We start from the raw sequence: 17,347 nt of genomic DNA on the forward strand, positions 1-17,347 counted from the left end.
CTGTTATTTTGTTTTTTTTCGATAGAAACCTTCTGCTCCTGTTTTTCGTTAGAAGGGATAGTAGGAACATAATGTTAAACAGATAAATAGGAAAGATTATGAGAGGAAAGATTTTGATGGTAACCCTATGGATTGCCTCGTTATTTGTTTTTGCCGCTTGTCATGATGACGATGATGATGATGATAAGAATTACAAGCCGGGAAAGAGTGTCGTGGAAGCTTTTACGGCGAAGTTCCCGAACGCGACAGCCGTGACATGGGAGAAAAACGGTGTGTATGAGAAAGCTGAATTCCGTGAGGCGGGGCAGGAATGTGAGGCTTGGTTCGGTAAAGACGGCGAATGGGTGATGACGGAGAAAGATATGCTGTACGCTAATCTGCCGGAAAAGGTAAAAACCGGATTTACCGGAAGTATATACGGCTCTTGGAAAGTTGAGGATGTGGAGTACGTGGATCGGGTGAATACATCTCCCGTGTATCGTCTGGAGATAGAAAATGCTAATCAAGAGATGTATCTTTATTTTGATGAAGAGGGTGAATTGATAAAACAAGCGGAGGAAAACGCGGTAGATTTACCGGCAACAGTTAGCAGTTTTATCACGCAAAATTATCCGAAAGCATTGGTTGTCCATGATGAACGTTGGCAAGACGGAATCTTGGAAGTGGATATCCTTGATGAAAATCAAGTAAAAGAAGTTCTGTTCGCTCGCGATAATAGCTGGATCAAAACTTCATGGCCTGTACTGGAGGCAAATGTGCCGCAAGTGGTATTGGATGTGCTGAAAGGTGAAGCGTATAATACTTTTTCGATAGACAATATACACTTTATCCAGTATGCTTCCGGTGATAACGTGTATCATTTCCTGCTAAAAAAAGAACATTCAATGGATATATCCGTGGAGATTTATCCCGATGGTAGTATTCGATTAGATTAAGATATTTGTTTTCTAGTGAACTGTTTTAGATTGATAAAGAGTATCCAAAAATAACTTTTCGGATACTCTTTTCATTAAATGCTATTCCACGTATAACACCAATCCTTTCAAATACTCCCCTTCCGGGTGATAAATGCTGATCGGGTGATCGGCTGGTTGTGTCAATTGATGTAATATTTTGACTTTGCGTCCGGTGTTTGCCGCCGCGGTGAACACGGTTTGGCGGAACAAGTCTTTCGTCATCACTTGAGAACACGAGAAGGTGAAGATGATACCACCCGGTTTCACGACTTCGATACCTTTGCGGTTGAGTTTTTTGTAACCCTGTATGGCATTGTCAAGTACGTTTTGGTGTTTGGCGAATGCCGGGGGATCGAGGATAATGAGGTCGTATTTGTCGTGGGATTGATTCAAGAATTTGAAAGCGTCTTCCACGAATGCCTCGTGGCGGGAATCACCGGGAAAGTTCAGTTCCACGTTTTGGTTGGTCAGTTCAATAGCTCTTGCCGAGGCGTCAACCGAATGCACGAGTTTTGCTCCGCCTCGCATGGCGTAGAAAGAGAAGCCACCCGTGTAACAGAACATGTTGAGTACGTTTTTTCCTTGAGAGTATTGTTCCAAAAGGCTTCGGTTTTCCCGTTGGTCAATAAAGAAACCCGTTTTTTGGCCTTCGAGCCAGTCCACGTTGAATTTCAGTCCGTTTTCGGTGGCGATAAAGTTATCGGTGTGCCCGTACAAGTAGCCGTTTGCCGGGTTCAGTCCTGCCTTGTAGGGGAGAGTTCCTTCCGATTTGTCGTATATGGCGGTGATTTTGTCGCCCATGACTTCGAGAAGGGCTTTCGTGATCTCTTCTCTTGCCTTGTACATGCCCACGGTGTGGAATTGTACCACGGCTACCCCGGCATAATAGTCCACGATAAGCCCGGAAAGATCATCTCCTTCACCATGTACCAAACGAAAAACGTTATTATTCGATGCCGTTGCCAGACCGATGGCAACGCGGGTGTGGTATGCTTGACGGATGCGTTCTACCCAAAAAGGATAATCAATCGTTTCTTCTTTGAAACTGAGTACACGCACGGCAATACTCCCGATCTGGTAGTGCCCGACGGCAAGAAATTCATTGTCGTGGTCATATACTTTCACGACATCTCCCTCTTGGATGTCATTGTCTTTTTTGGCGATGGCACCCGAGAATACCCACGGGTGAAGTCTGTACAAGGATCTCTCTTTACCGGCTTTTAGTACTATTTTGCTCATAATATATTATGTCGCCGTGCGACGTTACAGGTTACAAGTTGGCAGGTTACAAGTTTATACCATGAACTTGCCGTTGCAAAAGTAGATAAAAAAGCGGTAAAAAAATACCGGGAACGTTTTTTCGACAGTTCCCGGCTCTAATTTTTTTCTACACGTTCAGGAGTTCCTTGGCCTTGTCCAGAATGGTAGTGTCATCTAAGACTACAATTCCCCCGTCCGGTCCTTGCTCCACGTGAATTCCGGCACTAGAACCTCCGTTGTCATAATTATCGGCTCCGAAGTAGTTACGCACTGTGTCAGTACTGATGCCCAAATCGTCTGCAATAGTTTGCATACTTCCGTGGGGTAACATGTCTTTGATCTTCCTTAACTCGTTAAAAGTAATAGTATAAGTCATAGCGTAGTAATTTTAGAGGTTTTACCTGCAATAAATTTAGAACATTATTTTGAAAAAAACAAATATAGGATTGATTATGGCGTTTTTTGTAACGGGTATGTCTTGTTGTATCGTTTTGAATATGAGTGTGATATTTTTGATATTTAGATGCAATTTATTTTATAAATAAATTTATTTCTGCCGAGTGCCTACTTTTTTGTACCTTCGCGGATAAATAGACTTAAAACATGATACCTATGGGATTTCAGGATTTGAATATAAATAAGCAGATTTTAATGGCGTTGGAAGAGGCTGGTTTCGAGAACCCGACCCCTATTCAGGAAGAGGTTTTTTCTGTCAGTCGTTCCGGGAAAGACCTTATCGGTATAGCACAGACGGGTACGGGAAAGACGCTGGCTTATCTGATCCCGATGTTGATGAAGTTGCATTACGCGCAAGGGGTGGTGCCGAGAGCATTGGTGGTTGTGCCTACGCGGGAGTTGGTCGTGCAGGTGTGCGAGAGTGTTGAATTGCTGACGGAATATATGGATATCCGTTGCGTGGGCGTGTATGGCGGTACGAATATAAGGACTCAACAAGATAAGGTGTTCGAGGGGGTAGATTTATTGGTCGCCACACCCGGTCGTTTTATGGATATATATTATAATGGTATCATCCGGACGAAAATGATTAAAACGGTCGTGGTGGATGAGGCCGACCGGTTAATGGATTTGGGGTTCTTGCCGCAATTAAAGGGTATATTCGAAGTATTACCGGAGAAGCATCAAACGATGTTGTTTTCGGCTACATTCTCGGAAGCGGTAGAAAGTCTATCCCGTGATTTCTTGAAAGAACCGGTGCGGGTGGAAGTTGCACGTCAAGCAACTCCGGTGGAACACGTGGAGCAATTCCGTTATGACGTGCCGAATATCACGACGAAAATCAATTTGTTGAAAGTGTTGCTTGCGGATAAGGAGAGATACAAGAAAGTGATGATATTTACCGAGACAAAGAAGAATGCCGACCGGATCGTGGAACGCTTGGCGGATCATTGGAAAGGAGAGTTGAGCGTGATACACTCGAACAAGGCACAGAATACCCGGTTGAACGCTTTACGTGCTTTTAAAGAAGGGGAAACTCGTATCCTCGTGGCTTCAGACGTGGCGGCACGCGGTATTGACGTGCAGGATGTGACTCATGTAATAAACTTTGATATTCCTTCTTTGGCGGAGGAATACGTGCATCGTATCGGGCGTACGGCTCGTGCGGGAAAAGAGGGAGTGGCAATCAGTTTCGTGTCCGAGATAGAGGAAGACCGCTTCACGGATATCGAGCGGTTGATTAATCAAAGCGTGGAGGTGTTGGATTTGCCGGAGAAGTTGGAAATATCCCAGTTGTTGCTGGAAGAGGAACAGGTGCAAACAAGTAATATCGTTTACCAGCAGGGACGACAACAAGGGGGAGGTGCTTTCCACCAGAAGAAAGCCAAAAATAGTTACACGGCGGAAGATAATCGACGAAACGTGATGCGGAAGCGAAACGCGAAGAAAAAAAAGAAATAATAAAAAAGACCAAGATTTCCTTGGTCTTTTTTATTATTTTTCCCAAATTTGCTTCGATGAAAGATAAGAGCGTCATATTAGTAAGTAAACTTTTCTTAAATATTAAGAAGCGCGACACCTTTGTTTGTTGAAGGTGGGGTCTCTCGTGTCCTCACATTTATTATTTCCTTATTTAACATGATGACCTTTTAAGGTTGTTTGATTGGAAAATCATATTATAATTATTTATATCATTAACTATTTAAAGTTTAAAGATTATGGAATTACCTTTTGCAGAATCTTGGAAGATTAAGATGGTTGAACCCATCCGTAAAAGTACTCGTGAAGAGAGAGAACAATGGATTAAAGAGGCTCACTACAACGTGTTTCAATTACGTTCGGAGCAAGTGTATATAGACTTGATTACGGACTCCGGAACCGGTTCCATGAGTGACCGCCAATGGGCAGGAATGATGTTGGGTGATGAAAGTTATGCCGGGGCATCTTCTTTCTTCAAGTTGAAGGATATGATTACCCGTTTGACCGGATTCGATTATATTATCCCGACTCACCAAGGACGCGCTGCCGAGAACGTGCTTTTCTCTTATTTAGTAAAAGAAGGCGATATCGTTCCCGGTAACTCTCACTTCGATACCACGAAGGGGCACATCGAGGGACGTAAGGCTATCGCTTGGGACGTGACTATCGACGAGGCAAAAGATACCCAATTGGAGATTCCGTTTAAAGGAAACTTGGATCCGGTGAAATTGGAGAAAGTGTTGGCAGAACATGCTGACAAGATTCCGTTTATTATCGTGACGGTTACGAACAACACGGCAGGAGGACAGCCTGTTTCCATGAAAAATATCAAGGAAGTGCGTGCTATCGCCGATAAATATGGCAAACGCGTGTTGTTCGATTCGGCTCGTTTCGCTGAGAACGCTTATTTTATCAAGACTCGTGAAGAGGGTTATCAAAATAAGACGATCAAAGAGATCGTGAAAGAGATGTTCGATAACGCTGACGGTATGACCATGAGCGCGAAGAAAGATGCTATCGTGAACATGGGAGGTTTCATCGCTACCCGCCACCAAGACTGGTTCGAGGGAGCTAAGGGCTTCTGCGTGCAGTTCGAGGGGTACTTGACTTATGGTGGTATGAACGGTCGCGATATGAACGCTCTGGCTATCGGTTTGGATGAAAATACAGAGTTCGATAATCTTGAAACCCGTATCAAACAAGTGGAATACTTGGCAAAACGTCTGGATGAATTTGGTATTCCTTATCAACGTCCCGCCGGAGGTCACGCTTTGTTTATCGATGCCCCGAAAGTATTGACTCATGTACCGAAAGAAGAATTCCCGGCTCAGACGTTGACGGTAGAATTGTACTTGGAGGCCGGTATTCGCGGTTGCGAAATCGGTTATATCTTGGCTGACCGTGATCCGGTAACTCGTGAAAACCGTTTCGGTGGTTTGGATCTTTTGCGTCTGGCTATCCCGAGAAGAGTGTACACGAACAATCATATGGACGTGATAGCCGTTGCCTTGAAAAATGTATTTGATCGTCGTGAGCAGATTACTCGTGGTTTCCAAATTACTTGGGAAGCACCGTTAATGCGTCACTTTACCGTTCAATTAGAGCGTGCTAAATAATAAAAAGGGGCGAAAGCCCCTTTTTATTATTTCAAACATGCCAATGCGGCGTCATAGTTAGGTTCGTGTGTGATTTCCGGTACGAGTTCTTCATAAACGATTTTCCCGTTTTCGTCAATAACGACAACCGAGCGAGCCAATAGACCTGCTAATGGGCCGTCAATCATTTCCACCCCGTATTTCTCCCCGAATTTATGATCCCTGAATGCAGATAGAGGGATTACTTTATCAATTCCTTCCGTCGTGCAGAAACGTGCGTGAGCGAAAGGGAGGTCTTTTGATATAGCAAGTACCACCGTATTTTTCATCTCTGCGGCTAATTTATTGAAAGTGCGTACGGATGTAGCGCATACGCTTGTATCAAGACTCGGGAAAATATTCAGGACAACACGTGTTCCTTTTTGGTCGGCTAATGTCAATTCGGACAAATCCGTTTTTACTAACGAGAAATCCGGAGCCGCGGAACCTACTGAAGGTAAGTTACCTTTCGTGTTTATACTGTTACCAGCAAGTGTTACTTTTGCCATAGTGTTTAAAATTTAAATGTTTGACTTAATATGTATCTTCAAATGTATAATTTTAATTCTTGTTTCGCAAAAAGAAATTTTACAATTTGTTCTACGGGTTATTCCTTAAAAAAGTTTGCGAAAAGAGATGAAGAATGAAAATATATTTCTCTATAGGAACTTGACCTAAAAATAGAGTAAAGAGTTACGTTTTTAAATATGTTCTTAATAAAAAAGCAACTTACTGTAAATAAGTAAGTTGTTTTAAATGTGGTGATCCGGTTGGGATTCGAACCCAAGACCTACGGCTTAGAAGGCCGTTGCTCTATCCAACTGAGCTACCGAACCGGGTGTCATTTTTTTGACGGTGCAAATATAGTGCTTTCCGTTATAAATGCAAACTTTGAGGGATACTTTTTATTATATTATTTGCAGAAATTTCAGAAGGATATAGATATTGTCTGGTAATTGGGGTGGTTTGTCTCGTAAATCAGTGGTTTTGTCTTATTATTTGAAATGGTATTAAGATAGGGGATATTTTTGTTTTATAATTAAATAATGGAAGTATGAACAGAATAGAATTGATGGAAAAAGTATCCCAAGTGTCGGGATTTGGTATTTCGGATTGTGATAACGTGCTGTCTGCGTTGGAAAAGGTTTTGGAAGCGGAGTTAAAAGTAGCGGGAAGGAAAAGATGTATATTTGATACGGTTTATGGTTTTATGACGTTTTTGAAGAAGATTCGGGAGAAATAAGAGGCTGTTCGGCAGCCTCTTAATTTGGGTAGAGTCCGGTAAGCGGTTTTTAATTTCCTTTATAAACAGGGTGGAGGGTTAATACTTCCTTTGTTATTCCTTGTCCAGTAGGATTAATTCATACTTTTGGCTGCCCATGCCTAATTTCTCGGCGTGGACGAGCGTGTGTATGCCGTGGCGGGATTCCATCCGTTCGATCAAGTGGATACGTCCGTGATCAGGTGAAGAGTACACTTGATCGACACACGCTTTGTCCAAAGCCACGGGGTCTAGGGAGGCGAGGATGCCGATGTCGCCCATTTTTGGATCTTCGGGGGCAGAGGCGCAGTCACAGTCGACCGATAGGTTATTGGCTACGCTGATATAGAGAATCTTTTCGCCACAATGGTCGGCGATGGCTTTGGCGGCTTCAGCCATGGATTCCAAGAAATTGTCTTGTTCGGGCAGGTTGCTCCACGGGTCGTCTTTTGTCTTTCCGGCGCTATGAATCCATGCTTTTCCTGCCGAGGAAGCGATGCCGATCGACATATTTTTGATCGCGCCACCGAAGCCACCCATCGCGTGTCCCTTGAAGTGCGAAAGGATAATCGTGAAGTCGTAATTCAGAAAGTGCGAACCCACGAAGTCTTCTTTCAGGTGCTTGCCATCCTTGACCGGGAGTGCTGTTTCTCCCTCCGCGTCCATGATATCGATTTCGGCGATGGCTGTGAAACCGTGGTCTTTGGCCGCTTGCAGGTGGGCGGTCGTGTTTGCCCGTCCGCCGCCGTAAGCGGTGTTACACTCGACAATGGTACCGTTTACTTTTTTCACGAGATCGCCGATAAGCGCGGGTTTCAAGTAATTGTTGCCGCCCGGTTCTCCGGTAGAAATCTTAACGGCTACTTTTCCCGTGGCTTCCCGCCCAAGTGCTTCGTATATGCGGAGAAGGCTTTCCGGGCTGATTTCTTTGACCATGTAAACTTTGGGAAGGCTTTTTTTGCTTTCCTCTTTCGAGGGTGAATTATAGCTGAATGCTGTAAGTGGTGACACGAGTGTCATAATTAAAATAGGTAACAGATTCGTTTTCATATATAAACTTTTTAACGTGTATGTTTAACAATTAAAATGCTGATTTCATACAGTAGCCACATGGGAAGCGATACCATTAACAGGGTGAAGACGTCCGACGTGGGGGTGATGATAGCGGCGAGCACGAGGATTACGACTATCGCGTGACGGTGATAACGGCGCATGAAAGCGGCAGAGAGCAACCCGAATTTAGCTAGCAGCCAGCATAAGATAGGTATCTCGAAGACGATGCCCATCATCAGGTTCATCATCATGAGGGTATCCATGTACGATTGCAGGGAAATCATGTTTTCCACCTCGCCACTCACTTGATATGTACCGAGAAAGCGGAATGTCAGTGGAAATATCAGGAAATAGCTTAGTGCGACACCCAGCATGAACATCACGTAGCTACTCCCGACTACCCGTGCGGCGTATTTTTTCTCTTGGCTGTACAGGGCTGGAGAGATGAACCGGAACAAGGTGTAGATGATATAGGGTGAAGCGATGAGGATGCCCGTGTATATGGCTGCCCGCATATGTATCACGAATTGCTCCGCCAGTCCGGTGTTGATTAATTTGACGGAAAAGGCTTCCGGGGCGACATCCGGCAGTGACAGCCGTTCACTTACAAAGGCGAATGCTTTGTAAATGATGAAGCTGTCGCTTTTGGGAGCCAGAATGATAGCGAACGTTTCGTCCTTGAACAGAAACGCCGCTATCCCGAATATCACGACGACCGCGCCTATTCGTATCAAGCAGCTGCGCAGTTCGTCGAGATGCTCCCAAAAGGTCTGTTCCTTTATGTTGTCCGTCGCATTCATTTCTCTTCGGTTGTGTCTTTTTCTATTTTGGTTTCAATACCGTTCATTCCGTCCTTGAAGCTGCGAACACCTTTACCGATGCCCTTCATTAATTCGGGTATTTTCTTTCCGCCGAAAAGTAACAGTACTATAAGCGCTATAAACAATATTTCTGGTGTCCCGATAAGGAATAAAATCATGGATGTCATAAGCTGGAATTTTTATTTGTTAATAATGTATTTAATAAACGAGTATCCCCCGAAGATTTGCAGGGCTATTCCCGGCAATCCGATACGGAAGTCCTGCACGGCACGGGTGAAGTCGCCAATCATAGCCCATTCCCCGAGTATGCCTGCGATTTGGTAAGATAATACAACTGCGAGGAGGAGCGGGATGGAAACACGTTTGAATCGTTGGGCGGCGTATCCTGCGGCTACAGCCAGTAGCACGGATTTCAGCAGAATCGCCGGTAAGGCAGCCGCGGGCGGCATACCGAACAGCAGGGAGTTGAGCACGGGCGAGAATACCGCCGTGAGCAGTCCTACTTTCCAACCGTATTTATAAGCACCGATGAGGGTAAAGAAATATATCGGCAGCCACGTGGTCCCGCCTTGCGGCACGAGATGGCATAATTGTGGCAGCACCATGTTGCCGACGATGAAGAGCGATGCCGCGAGATAGGTTTTCGCTTCTTTGTAGTCTAAGGTGTACAATTGAATTGCTGTTGTTTTCATATTTGTTCGTTTTAGAAGTGTAAATTTATTCCCCCCATGAATGTAGCCTTGGGCATGGGGAAGCCATCGTTTATTTCATACCGTTGTGCCAGAAGGTTTTCTCCCCGTACGAAGACATGGGCGAAGGGACTCAGGCGATAACTGGCTCTCGCGTTCCACTGCACGAAACTCTCTTTCTTCTCCACCGGGTCAACCGAGGTGTAAAGTCCTGCCACGTATTGTACGCCTGTCGATGCACTCCACCGTCCCCTCGTGAAGTCAGCCCCGATGAATAGCTTATGCTCCGGTGCCGCCACTATCGGGTGTACCATGCGTAGCCAACTGTAATTGGCGGTGATATTCCATTCCGGGTGGATACGGTAAGCTGCGTTGGCTTCCGCTCCCCAGTTTTCTATTTTCCCGGTATTGATGTTCATTCGGCGTCCGTCTACCATTTGCGGGCTGATGATATTTTCCCCGTTGATATAGAAAAGATTTATCCCGTAATGAAGCTTGTTGTTCAGCAGGCGTTGCGTGTAAGATAGCTCGTGGTTCCACAGCCGTTCCGGCAATAAATCCGGGTTGGCGACACGGAACATGTACAACTCTTTTATCGTCGGGTTGCGGAAGCCTTTGCTTACCATCGCTTTCAGGCTACTGTTGTTGGGCAGGTATGCCGACAATCCGGCTTGTGGTATCCATTCCGTACCCGTTACCGAGTGGTGGTCTACGCGTATTCCTACATCCACGGTGAGCCATTCTGTCAATGCTTGTCGGAAATCCACGTATCCTGCGATTTCGTTTTCCGATTTGTCGGATATCTCCTCCTCGTGCCCGTCCGTGACGAAACGATTCCAAGCTTCACCGCCGAAGTGTTGGAAGTCAGCGCCTAGGGTTATCCGGTTGCCCTTGAACAGGGTTGCGCTTTGGTACAGGGATACGCCCAGCATGATGTCTTTCGAGTGGAAGCGGTACGCCAGCGGTTCTTTTCCCTTGGAATAGCCGTCGTTAATCTCGTGGCGTCCCCAGTTGTAAAAGAAACTCAACGCGCCGGATGTTTTCTCGTGACGGTTGGTTAGGGCGAACGAGGTCATGCCTCTAGTGATGCGGGAATCGTTGTCCAAGAGGGGGGCGTTGACCGTACCGGGGTTCGAGGCGTTGAAGTGTGTGACGTTCACGTCGCCGTACATACTCCACGTGTTATTCAATTCGTATCCCACTTTGGCGTATCCGCCGTATTGTTCGAATCCCATGTCCTCGCGGTGGCCGTCGGTACGGTTGTATGAACCTGTCACGATGCTGTTGAATCTGCCTCGTTTCACGCTGTTTGCGGCTTCGGTCATGAGGGTATTGTACGAGCCGTAACTCAGGCGGGCGCTTGTCTTCACGGCGTCATCCCGTTGTTGGCGGGTGATGATGTTGATTACACCGCCCATGGCGTTCGACCCGTAGAGCACGGATGCCGGACCTCTTACAACTTCCACGCGTTCTGCCAGCATGGATTGGTAGGCATCGGCGATGGGGTGTCCCATGAGTCCCATGTATTGCGGGTGACCGTCAATGAGCACGAGCAATCCGGTGGTGGAGTTTCCCCCGACACCCCGCAAGTTCATGCCCCCGGCAGCCCCTGTCGATACGCCGTATCCCAAGATACCCCTGCTGGTGATGAACAGTCCCGGGATTTGTTCCGTCAGGATAGGAAGCAACGAGGGGTCAAGTCGTTTTTCAATTGTTTCCCGGTTCACGACGGAGACGGTCATGGGAAGTTGACGTGCATCCGTTTCGTTGCGTGTCCCGGTGACCACCACCTCGTTAATGGTGTAGTTACGGGCGACTTCGGTCGTGTCCTTTCGTGATTGTGCCTGTAAACCCGTGCCAAGGAGCATACATGTAAACAAGGCACATGCCAATTTTTTAGTCATTCTTATTTTTGATATGAAGTTTTGTATCACGGGGAAGATGTCCCGTGCCGATTTAATATCGAGGCAGGCGGATTCCAACGGGCACCAGCCTGTTTTGGTGCGATTCTTTATGAGAGGGACGCGTCTGGTGAAGCATACCTCTATGTTGGCTTCACGCAACAGCGCTAGGGCGGGTTCGCTAATCGTGTCCGTGTAGACGCTTTCCACGCCGCCCAACACCATGAGTGCCGCTGCCGCTTTGCCAATCACTTTGTCCGCTACCTGCGCTCCTTTCATGAACGAGGGCTCTTGTTCCAGCAGGTCGTACAGGTCTGCAACACCGCGTTGGCTGAAAGTACGGGTTTCCGTTCCTTTCGCGATAACGCAGGAGTACCCGCCGTCGTGCAATAAGTCGATGAGGGATTGCCTTTGGCAAGTTGCAGGTTGCAGGTTACATTCGCCTTCGGCGAGTTGCAGGTTGTGTGCGTCAGCATGTTGTGGTTCTGTTGTGCTTTCTGTCATGATGTGGTTCTTTTGTTTTGACGCGAAGTTAGGTTATCCGGTTTACTTTGTTGTGACATGAATTACAGTTGTTGTTACCATTTTTACAGGTTAATTGATTTTTCAATTTTCAATTTTCAACTTTCAATTTTCAATTGTTCCACGAACCTGTCGATGCGGTGCAGTTCACCGGGAATGTCGATGTTCTGCGGGCAGTGGTGCACGCATTGGTTGCAACCGATACAATGGTTTGCCTGACGTAGTTTCGGGACGCTACGGTCGTAACCGACGAGGAATGCACGTCGTGCTTTACGATAATTTTCATCCTGTTTTCCGGCGGGTATATTCCCTTGATTCACGCATTTGTTGTAATGAATGAGGATGGAAGGGATGTCGATGCCGTACGGGCAGGGCATACAATATTTGCAGTCGTTGCAGGGAATCGTGGGGTATTTCAGCATCAGTTGAGCCGTTTCTTCCAAAAATACTTTTTCGTCATCGGTCAAGGGTTCCAGCGGGGAATAAGTAGCAAGGTTCTCTTGCAAGTGTTCCATGTAAGTCATGCCGCTTAATACGGTTAATACTCCTTCCGGCGAGCCCGCGAAGCGGAACGCCCACGATGCCACGCTATCCGTCGGGCGACGTTGTTTCAGGCGGCTGACGATGTGATTGGGCACGTTTGCCAGACGTCCGCCCAGCAGGGGTTCCATGATGATGGTGGGAATACCTCGTTTGGAGAGTTCCCCGTACAGGTATTCGGCATCGGTGTTGCGGGTGTTTACCTCCTTGGCGTGTTTCCAGTCCACGTAATTGAGTTGGATTTGCACGAAGTCCCATTTGATTTCGTCGTGTCGTGATAACAGGTAGTCGAAAACTTCGATATCACCGTGATAGGAGAAACCGAGATTGCGGATACGTCCCGCTTCACGTTCCGCGACCAGAAAGTCGAGCATGCCGTTGTCAAGGTAACGTCCTTTCAGGGCTTCCATTCCCCCCATGCCGATGCCGTGGAGCAGCATGTAATCGAGGTAATCCGTTTGCAATTCTTTAAGCGAATTGCGGTATATGGCGAGGGATGATTCCCGGTTCCACGTGTCGGGCGAGAAGTTAGATAATTTAGTGGCAATAAAATACTTGTCCCGCGGGTGTCGGCTGAGGGCTATGCCCATGGCGTGTTCCGAGAGTCCCCGGCAATAGGCGGGCGACGTGTCGAAGTAGTTCACCCCGTGGGCGAGGGCGTAGTCCACTTGTCGGTTTACCATTTCTTGGTCGATTTCGTCTTGGCTATCTCTCGCGCTGGAGTTGGCGATGGTCGGCAGACGCATGCAACCGTACCCGAGCAGCGAAACTTTGTCGCCCGTTGTCGGGTTGACGCGATAGGTCATTTCACCCGTTTGTTGGTTTGCCATGTTGCCGTTGGCGGAGTTATTCCGCGGACGGCAACCGTGTAATGCGGCTGCCGTGACCACCGTTCCCGCGCCTAGTACTTTCAAAAATTCCCGTCGGTTTATCTCTTTTTTATTCTTGTTGTCCATATCTTTTCCTCTTTTAAACGTTAAACGGTTTTATGCATCTCGTGTCCTTCCACGTAAATGGCGCTGAAGGGACGTGCCGGGCACAGGTTTTCGCAGGCACCGCAGCCGATACAGCGTTCGGTGTTTACCACGGGTATCCGGGGTGAGTCCATCATGTCCGGGTTCGATGCCACCATTTCGATAGCTCCCGCGGGGCAGTGGCGGGCACAGTTGCCGCACTCCACGCCGTCGGTCAGCGGCACGCAATTTTCTTTTACCCACACGGCATGACCGATTTGGATGGAGGATTTGTCTGCTGCCGTGATGGGGAGGATGGCTCCTGCCGGGCATACTTCGGAACAACGGTTACATTCCGGTCGGCAATACCCCCGTTCGTAGGACATTTCCGGTTGCATCAGCGTGAGCAGGTTGCCCGACGGGCGCAATACTCCATTGGGACAAGCCGTCACGCATAGTTGGCAGGCAGTGCAATGCCGGCTCATGTTACGAGCCCCGAGAGAGCCGGGAGGCGTGAGTGGCGTGTTGCGATGAGGGATTTTCTTGTCCTCGATAACGGCAAGTCCGCCGTCCACTTTCTTCTCCTGTGCTTTTAGCACGGTGGTGCTTGCCAGTAGCGTGGCGACGGACAGGAAGTCGCGGCGTGTTTTGTTTACCGCGGATGTTTCACCTGCTTGCGACGGTTGCGCGTGGCGGCGTTCGTAACGGATAGCACCATGTTTGCAGGTAGCGACGCAGTCCATGCATGCCACGCAACGGCTATAATCCACGCGGTGTTCCTTGTGGTTGATACAGGCTGCCTTGCATTGGCGGGCGCATAGGCTGCACCCGTTGCACTTGTCGGCATCAATCGTTACCCGGAAGAGCGAATAACGGGAGAGGAATCCCAGCACGGTGCCCACGGGACAGACGGTGTTGCAGTACGTGCGCCCGTTGCGCCATGCCAGTATGGTGATTACCGCGAAAGTCACGACGGCGATGATGAAGGTCGGCAGACTCTTCAGCCACACGTCCGTCTCGTAGAAAGCGTAGCTGTCCGCCCGTTGTGCCATGTAAGCGAGTAGGTTGTTACCCCATTGCCATACCGGGGCGAAGAGGTTGGCGGCGATACGCCCGTAAGAGCTGTAAGGCGCGAGCAGGGCGACTACGGAACTTATCCCGGCGACGAGCGCGATAATGAAGACTCCAAGCATGCCGTACCGCAACCACGACAGAGCGGGGGAGTAGGAGTAGGGTAGTTTCTTTCGCCGTTTCCCGAACCATGCCACCACGTCTTGAAATACACCCAAGGGGCAGAGCACGGAGCAATACACTCGTCCGAGCAACAGGGTGAGGAGGACGAGGAATACGACAACTCCCGCGTTTAGTGCCAGAACGGCGGGGAGGAATTGGATTTTTGCCAGCCAGCCGAACCACCCGTGCAACGTTCCCGTGAAATCGAGGAAGAGGAGGGTGATGAGCACGAGGCAAATCATAGCAAGTGTCAATCTGAGTTTTCGTAGCATCACGTCTTTGTTTTTGAGTTTACACGGCAAAGATATCCGGGTAATACTCTGATTAATACACTTGTTGCTTTAAAGCGAAAAAATGTAAACTAATGACGAAAATAAATCAATTCCACTAAAACGGAGTCGTGAGAAAATATGACTCTGTTTTCTCTAGAGTTTTATGTAAGATAAGTTAATTTGTGTTTATATATAATGTATTATACTTATAGTTGATTTGTAGCATCTCCTATTCAATTCCCATTCAACTCCTATTTAAAGCCTATTATAATAGAAAAATAATAGAATTTAAATTGTATTTGAATAAAATTTAATAATTCAGAAATACATGTTATTATCATTTATATTAAGAATAATATTATGGAGCGTTTTAGAATTTTTTCTCGAAAACGGGAGGAAACCTGAAAATATTTTGACATGTCGGGGGGAAGGGGGCATAAATCGTGGAATGTCAGTTGTTTGATGTCGGTAGGAAAAATAAATTGATTTTGTAGAGTGATAATTCATTTTACTTTGTAATTTTGTAGACCGATGTTCAAAGAAAGTCACAAGTAAATAGAAAGTTATTATTCATGGAGAATTATATTGTTTCGGCGCGTAAATACAGACCTGCAAGTTTCGATACAGTGATAGGGCAACACTCGATTACATCCACGTTGAGAAACGCTATCCTTAATAAACAATTGGCACAGGCTTATTTGTTTTGCGGACCGCGCGGTGTCGGGAAAACGACGTGTGCCCGTATTTTTGCCAAGACGATTAATTGCATGAATTTGCAACCCAACGCGGAACCCTGCAACGAATGCGAGTCCTGCCGGGCGTTTAACAGTGGGCGTTCGTTGAACATACATGAACTGGATGCCGCCTCGAACAATAGCGTGGATGATATCCGTGGATTGGTAGACCAAGTACGGATATTGCCGCAGGTGGGGCGTTACAGCGTGTATATTATCGACGAGGTGCATATGTTGAGTGCCTCGGCTTTCAATGCGTTTCTGAAGACATTGGAAGAACCGCCCGCCCATGCCATATTTATTCTGGCGACGACGGAAAAGCACAAGATTCTGCCGACTATATTGTCGCGTTGTCAGATATATGACTTCAACCGGATTAAGGTGCCTGACACAATCGAGCATTTGAAGCGCATAGCGGCAAAGGAGGGAATACAGGCGGAGGAGGAGGCTTTGAACGTGGTCGCCCAAAAGGCTGACGGGGCGATGCGTGACGCTCTTTCTATCTTCGACCAGGTAGTCAGTTTCTGTGGTAAGAATTTGACCTACGATAAAGTGATCGAGAATCTGAACGTGTTGGATTACGATTACTATTTCAGGTTAACCGATTTGTTCTATGCCGGGAAGGTGGCCGAAACGTTCTTGCTTTTCAACGAGATCATGGAAAAGGGATTCGATGCCGGAAACTTGATATCGGGGCTCGGTCGACATTTTCGCGATCTGTTAGTGGCGAAAGAGTCGATAACAGTACAATTATTGGAAGTGAGTGCTTCCATCAAAGAGCGTTACCTGCAACAGGCACAGACGGTAACTCCTGATTTCATCTTCGACGCCTTGAAAGTCATCGAGCAATGCGAGATGCAGTATAAAATTCGCATGGAGAAACGCTTGTGTGTGGAACTCACTCTGATTAAATTGTGCCAGATTAATGAGCTAAAAAAAAAAGCCTTAGTATAGAGGAGTTTGCCGGGTTATTAAAGATCGAAGGATTTAGCGGTAAATTCCAGCAAGCGAACGGGGACAGTGTAAGTGTGACGCCACCTGCGGAGGAGAAGCGTGTCAGCGTTGTAACTCCGAAGACAGGCGGAAAGCCCGAGAATATACATTCTTTCAATTTGAAAAAGGCATTGGAGGAAACGAAGGAGAAACACAACGAGCCGCGGGAGAGACAGAGTGTAAAAACTGATGATAACCGGGTGAAGGCTCAAAGTGAATTCTCCCTTGCCGACGTGTCGGGTGCGTTGGAAACATTCCTCGCTACCTTGGGTGAGGAGGATAAGGCGGCGAAGATCGCCCTTTTGTCCCACGCGCCTAAAGTGGAGGGATTTGTCATTACGATTGAAGTGGATAATGATTTCCTGTTGACCAGAGTCATGGATTTACATCCGGCATTACTTTCTTTCTTGATGAAGAAACTGAATAACGGGTATATCACGCTGAACGTGCAAATCTACGTGGAAAAAAATAACGGGGAGGAAAAGAAGCGTCTGTTTACCTCTAAAGATAAGTTTGAACATTTCGTGACTATTAATCCCGCTGTCGGTGAATTGAAAGCCCTTTTCGGGTTGGAAATAGAGTGATTCTGT

The 17,347-nt window shown here is 47.1% G+C and carries 15 protein-coding genes, 1 tRNA gene and 1 pseudogene; 6 read left to right on the forward strand and 11 right to left on the reverse strand.

Annotated features, from left to right (window positions below; all coding sequences use genetic code 11):
• The first annotated feature begins 98 nt into the window (after positions 1–98).
• A complete protein-coding gene (locus ACK8P8_RS06065) occupies positions 99–935 on the forward strand; it encodes a PepSY-like domain-containing protein (protein ID WP_369860730.1) in 837 nt (278 codons plus the stop codon).
• A gap of 81 nt (positions 936–1,016) precedes the next feature.
• Here the strand turns inward: ACK8P8_RS06065 and ACK8P8_RS06070 are convergent, their stop codons facing one another.
• Both ACK8P8_RS06070 and ACK8P8_RS06075 read right to left on the reverse strand, forming a co-directional pair.
• Positions 1,017–2,195 (reverse strand): class I SAM-dependent rRNA methyltransferase, encoded by a 1,179-nt coding sequence (locus ACK8P8_RS06070; RefSeq protein WP_369860729.1) that lies wholly within the window; start codon positions 2,193–2,195, stop codon positions 1,017–1,019.
• 148 nt (positions 2,196–2,343) lie between these two features.
• A complete protein-coding gene (locus ACK8P8_RS06075; protein ID WP_099292078.1) occupies positions 2,344–2,592 on the reverse strand; it encodes a DNA-binding protein in 249 nt (82 codons plus the stop codon).
• A 236-nt stretch (positions 2,593–2,828) separates the two neighbouring features.
• Between ACK8P8_RS06075 and ACK8P8_RS06080 the strand changes: the two genes are divergently transcribed.
• Positions 2,829–4,133 (forward strand): DEAD/DEAH box helicase, encoded by a 1,305-nt coding sequence (locus ACK8P8_RS06080; protein WP_369860728.1) that lies wholly within the window; start codon positions 2,829–2,831, stop codon positions 4,131–4,133.
• A gap of 257 nt (positions 4,134–4,390) precedes the next feature.
• Entirely contained in the window at positions 4,391–5,767 is a 1,377-nt protein-coding gene (gene tnaA, locus ACK8P8_RS06085) for a tryptophanase TnaA (RefSeq protein ID WP_099292080.1), read from the forward strand.
• 26 nt (positions 5,768–5,793) lie between these two features.
• On the opposite strand, the gene tpx is transcribed toward tnaA, so the two are convergent.
• Both tpx and ACK8P8_RS06095 read right to left on the reverse strand, forming a co-directional pair.
• Entirely contained in the window at positions 5,794–6,294 is a 501-nt protein-coding gene (gene tpx / locus ACK8P8_RS06090; protein WP_369860727.1) for a thiol peroxidase, read from the reverse strand.
• Positions 6,295–6,544: 250 nt separating this feature from the next.
• Positions 6,545–6,621: transfer RNA gene (locus tag ACK8P8_RS06095), tRNA-Arg, on the reverse strand.
• A gap of 218 nt (positions 6,622–6,839) precedes the next feature.
• Between ACK8P8_RS06095 and ACK8P8_RS06100 the strand changes: the two genes are divergently transcribed.
• Positions 6,840–7,028: a hypothetical protein gene (locus tag ACK8P8_RS06100; protein ID WP_099292082.1), complete on the forward strand. Its 189-nt coding sequence runs from the start codon at positions 6,840–6,842 to the stop codon at positions 7,026–7,028.
• Positions 7,029–7,121: 93 nt separating this feature from the next.
• Here the strand turns inward: ACK8P8_RS06100 and ACK8P8_RS06105 are convergent, their stop codons facing one another.
• The 7 genes from ACK8P8_RS06105 to ACK8P8_RS06135 form a co-directional block, all read right to left on the reverse strand.
• Complete coding sequence (locus ACK8P8_RS06105) at positions 7,122–8,066, reverse strand: DUF362 domain-containing protein (RefSeq protein WP_369860748.1); 945 nt, start codon at positions 8,064–8,066, stop codon at positions 7,122–7,124.
• Between the two features lie 41 nt (positions 8,067–8,107).
• Positions 8,108–8,899: a twin-arginine translocase subunit TatC gene (gene tatC / locus ACK8P8_RS06110; RefSeq protein ID WP_369860726.1), complete on the reverse strand. Its 792-nt coding sequence runs from the start codon at positions 8,897–8,899 to the stop codon at positions 8,108–8,110.
• Positions 8,896–9,087, reverse strand: coding sequence for a Sec-independent protein translocase subunit TatA/TatB (locus ACK8P8_RS06115; protein ID WP_099292085.1), 192 nt, complete (start codon positions 9,085–9,087; stop codon positions 8,896–8,898). The genes tatC and ACK8P8_RS06115 overlap by 4 nt, the downstream gene beginning before the upstream one ends.
• A gap of 12 nt (positions 9,088–9,099) precedes the next feature.
• A complete protein-coding gene (locus ACK8P8_RS06120; RefSeq protein WP_369860725.1) occupies positions 9,100–9,612 on the reverse strand; it encodes an ECF transporter S component in 513 nt (170 codons plus the stop codon).
• 11 nt (positions 9,613–9,623) lie between these two features.
• Complete coding sequence (locus ACK8P8_RS06125) at positions 9,624–11,942, reverse strand: TonB-dependent receptor domain-containing protein (RefSeq protein ID WP_369860746.1); 2,319 nt, start codon at positions 11,940–11,942, stop codon at positions 9,624–9,626.
• 188 nt (positions 11,943–12,130) lie between these two features.
• Positions 12,131–13,528, reverse strand: coding sequence for an aldo/keto reductase (locus ACK8P8_RS06130; RefSeq protein ID WP_369860724.1), 1,398 nt, complete (start codon positions 13,526–13,528; stop codon positions 12,131–12,133).
• 20 nt (positions 13,529–13,548) lie between these two features.
• The gene (locus tag ACK8P8_RS06135) at positions 13,549–15,030 is read right to left on the reverse strand and encodes a 4Fe-4S binding protein (protein WP_369860723.1); all 1,482 of its coding nucleotides are present in this window, start codon (positions 15,028–15,030) and stop codon (positions 13,549–13,551) included.
• A gap of 572 nt (positions 15,031–15,602) precedes the next feature.
• On the opposite strand from ACK8P8_RS06135, the pseudogene ACK8P8_RS06140 reads away from it, so the two are divergent.
• Both ACK8P8_RS06140 and ACK8P8_RS06145 read left to right on the forward strand, forming a co-directional pair.
• Positions 15,603–16,688 (forward strand): annotated as a pseudogene (locus ACK8P8_RS06140) (DNA polymerase III subunit gamma/tau); the annotation flags it as partial.
• A gap of 104 nt (positions 16,689–16,792) precedes the next feature.
• Positions 16,793–17,341, forward strand: coding sequence for a DUF8439 domain-containing protein (locus ACK8P8_RS06145; protein WP_099292091.1), 549 nt, complete (start codon positions 16,793–16,795; stop codon positions 17,339–17,341).
• The last annotated feature ends 6 nt before the right edge of the window (positions 17,342–17,347 follow it).

It is taken from the genome of Butyricimonas muris (assembly GCF_046365375.1).
Lineage (GTDB): Bacteria > Bacteroidota > Bacteroidia > Bacteroidales > Marinifilaceae > Butyricimonas > Butyricimonas muris.

Coding starts and splice junctions, on each gene's coding strand:
- ACK8P8_RS06065 (WP_369860730.1), top strand. CDS start 99: ATGAGAGGAAAGATTTTGATGGTAACCCTATGGATTGCCTCGTTATTT.
- ACK8P8_RS06070 (WP_369860729.1), bottom strand. CDS start 2,195: ATGAGCAAAATAGTACTAAAAGCCGGTAAAGAGAGATCCTTGTACAGA.
- ACK8P8_RS06075 (WP_099292078.1), bottom strand. CDS start 2,592: ATGACTTATACTATTACTTTTAACGAGTTAAGGAAGATCAAAGACATG.
- ACK8P8_RS06080 (WP_369860728.1), top strand. CDS start 2,829: ATGGGATTTCAGGATTTGAATATAAATAAGCAGATTTTAATGGCGTTG.
- tnaA (WP_099292080.1), top strand. CDS start 4,391: ATGGAATTACCTTTTGCAGAATCTTGGAAGATTAAGATGGTTGAACCC.
- tpx (WP_369860727.1), bottom strand. CDS start 6,294: ATGGCAAAAGTAACACTTGCTGGTAACAGTATAAACACGAAAGGTAAC.
- ACK8P8_RS06100 (WP_099292082.1), top strand. CDS start 6,840: ATGAACAGAATAGAATTGATGGAAAAAGTATCCCAAGTGTCGGGATTT.
- ACK8P8_RS06105 (WP_369860748.1), bottom strand. CDS start 8,066: ATGACACTCGTGTCACCACTTACAGCATTCAGCTATAATTCACCCTCG.
- tatC (WP_369860726.1), bottom strand. CDS start 8,899: ATGAATGCGACGGACAACATAAAGGAACAGACCTTTTGGGAGCATCTC.
- ACK8P8_RS06115 (WP_099292085.1), bottom strand. CDS start 9,087: ATGACATCCATGATTTTATTCCTTATCGGGACACCAGAAATATTGTTT.
- ACK8P8_RS06120 (WP_369860725.1), bottom strand. CDS start 9,612: ATGAAAACAACAGCAATTCAATTGTACACCTTAGACTACAAAGAAGCG.
- ACK8P8_RS06130 (WP_369860724.1), bottom strand. CDS start 13,528: ATGGACAACAAGAATAAAAAAGAGATAAACCGACGGGAATTTTTGAAA.
- ACK8P8_RS06135 (WP_369860723.1), bottom strand. CDS start 15,030: ATGCTACGAAAACTCAGATTGACACTTGCTATGATTTGCCTCGTGCTC.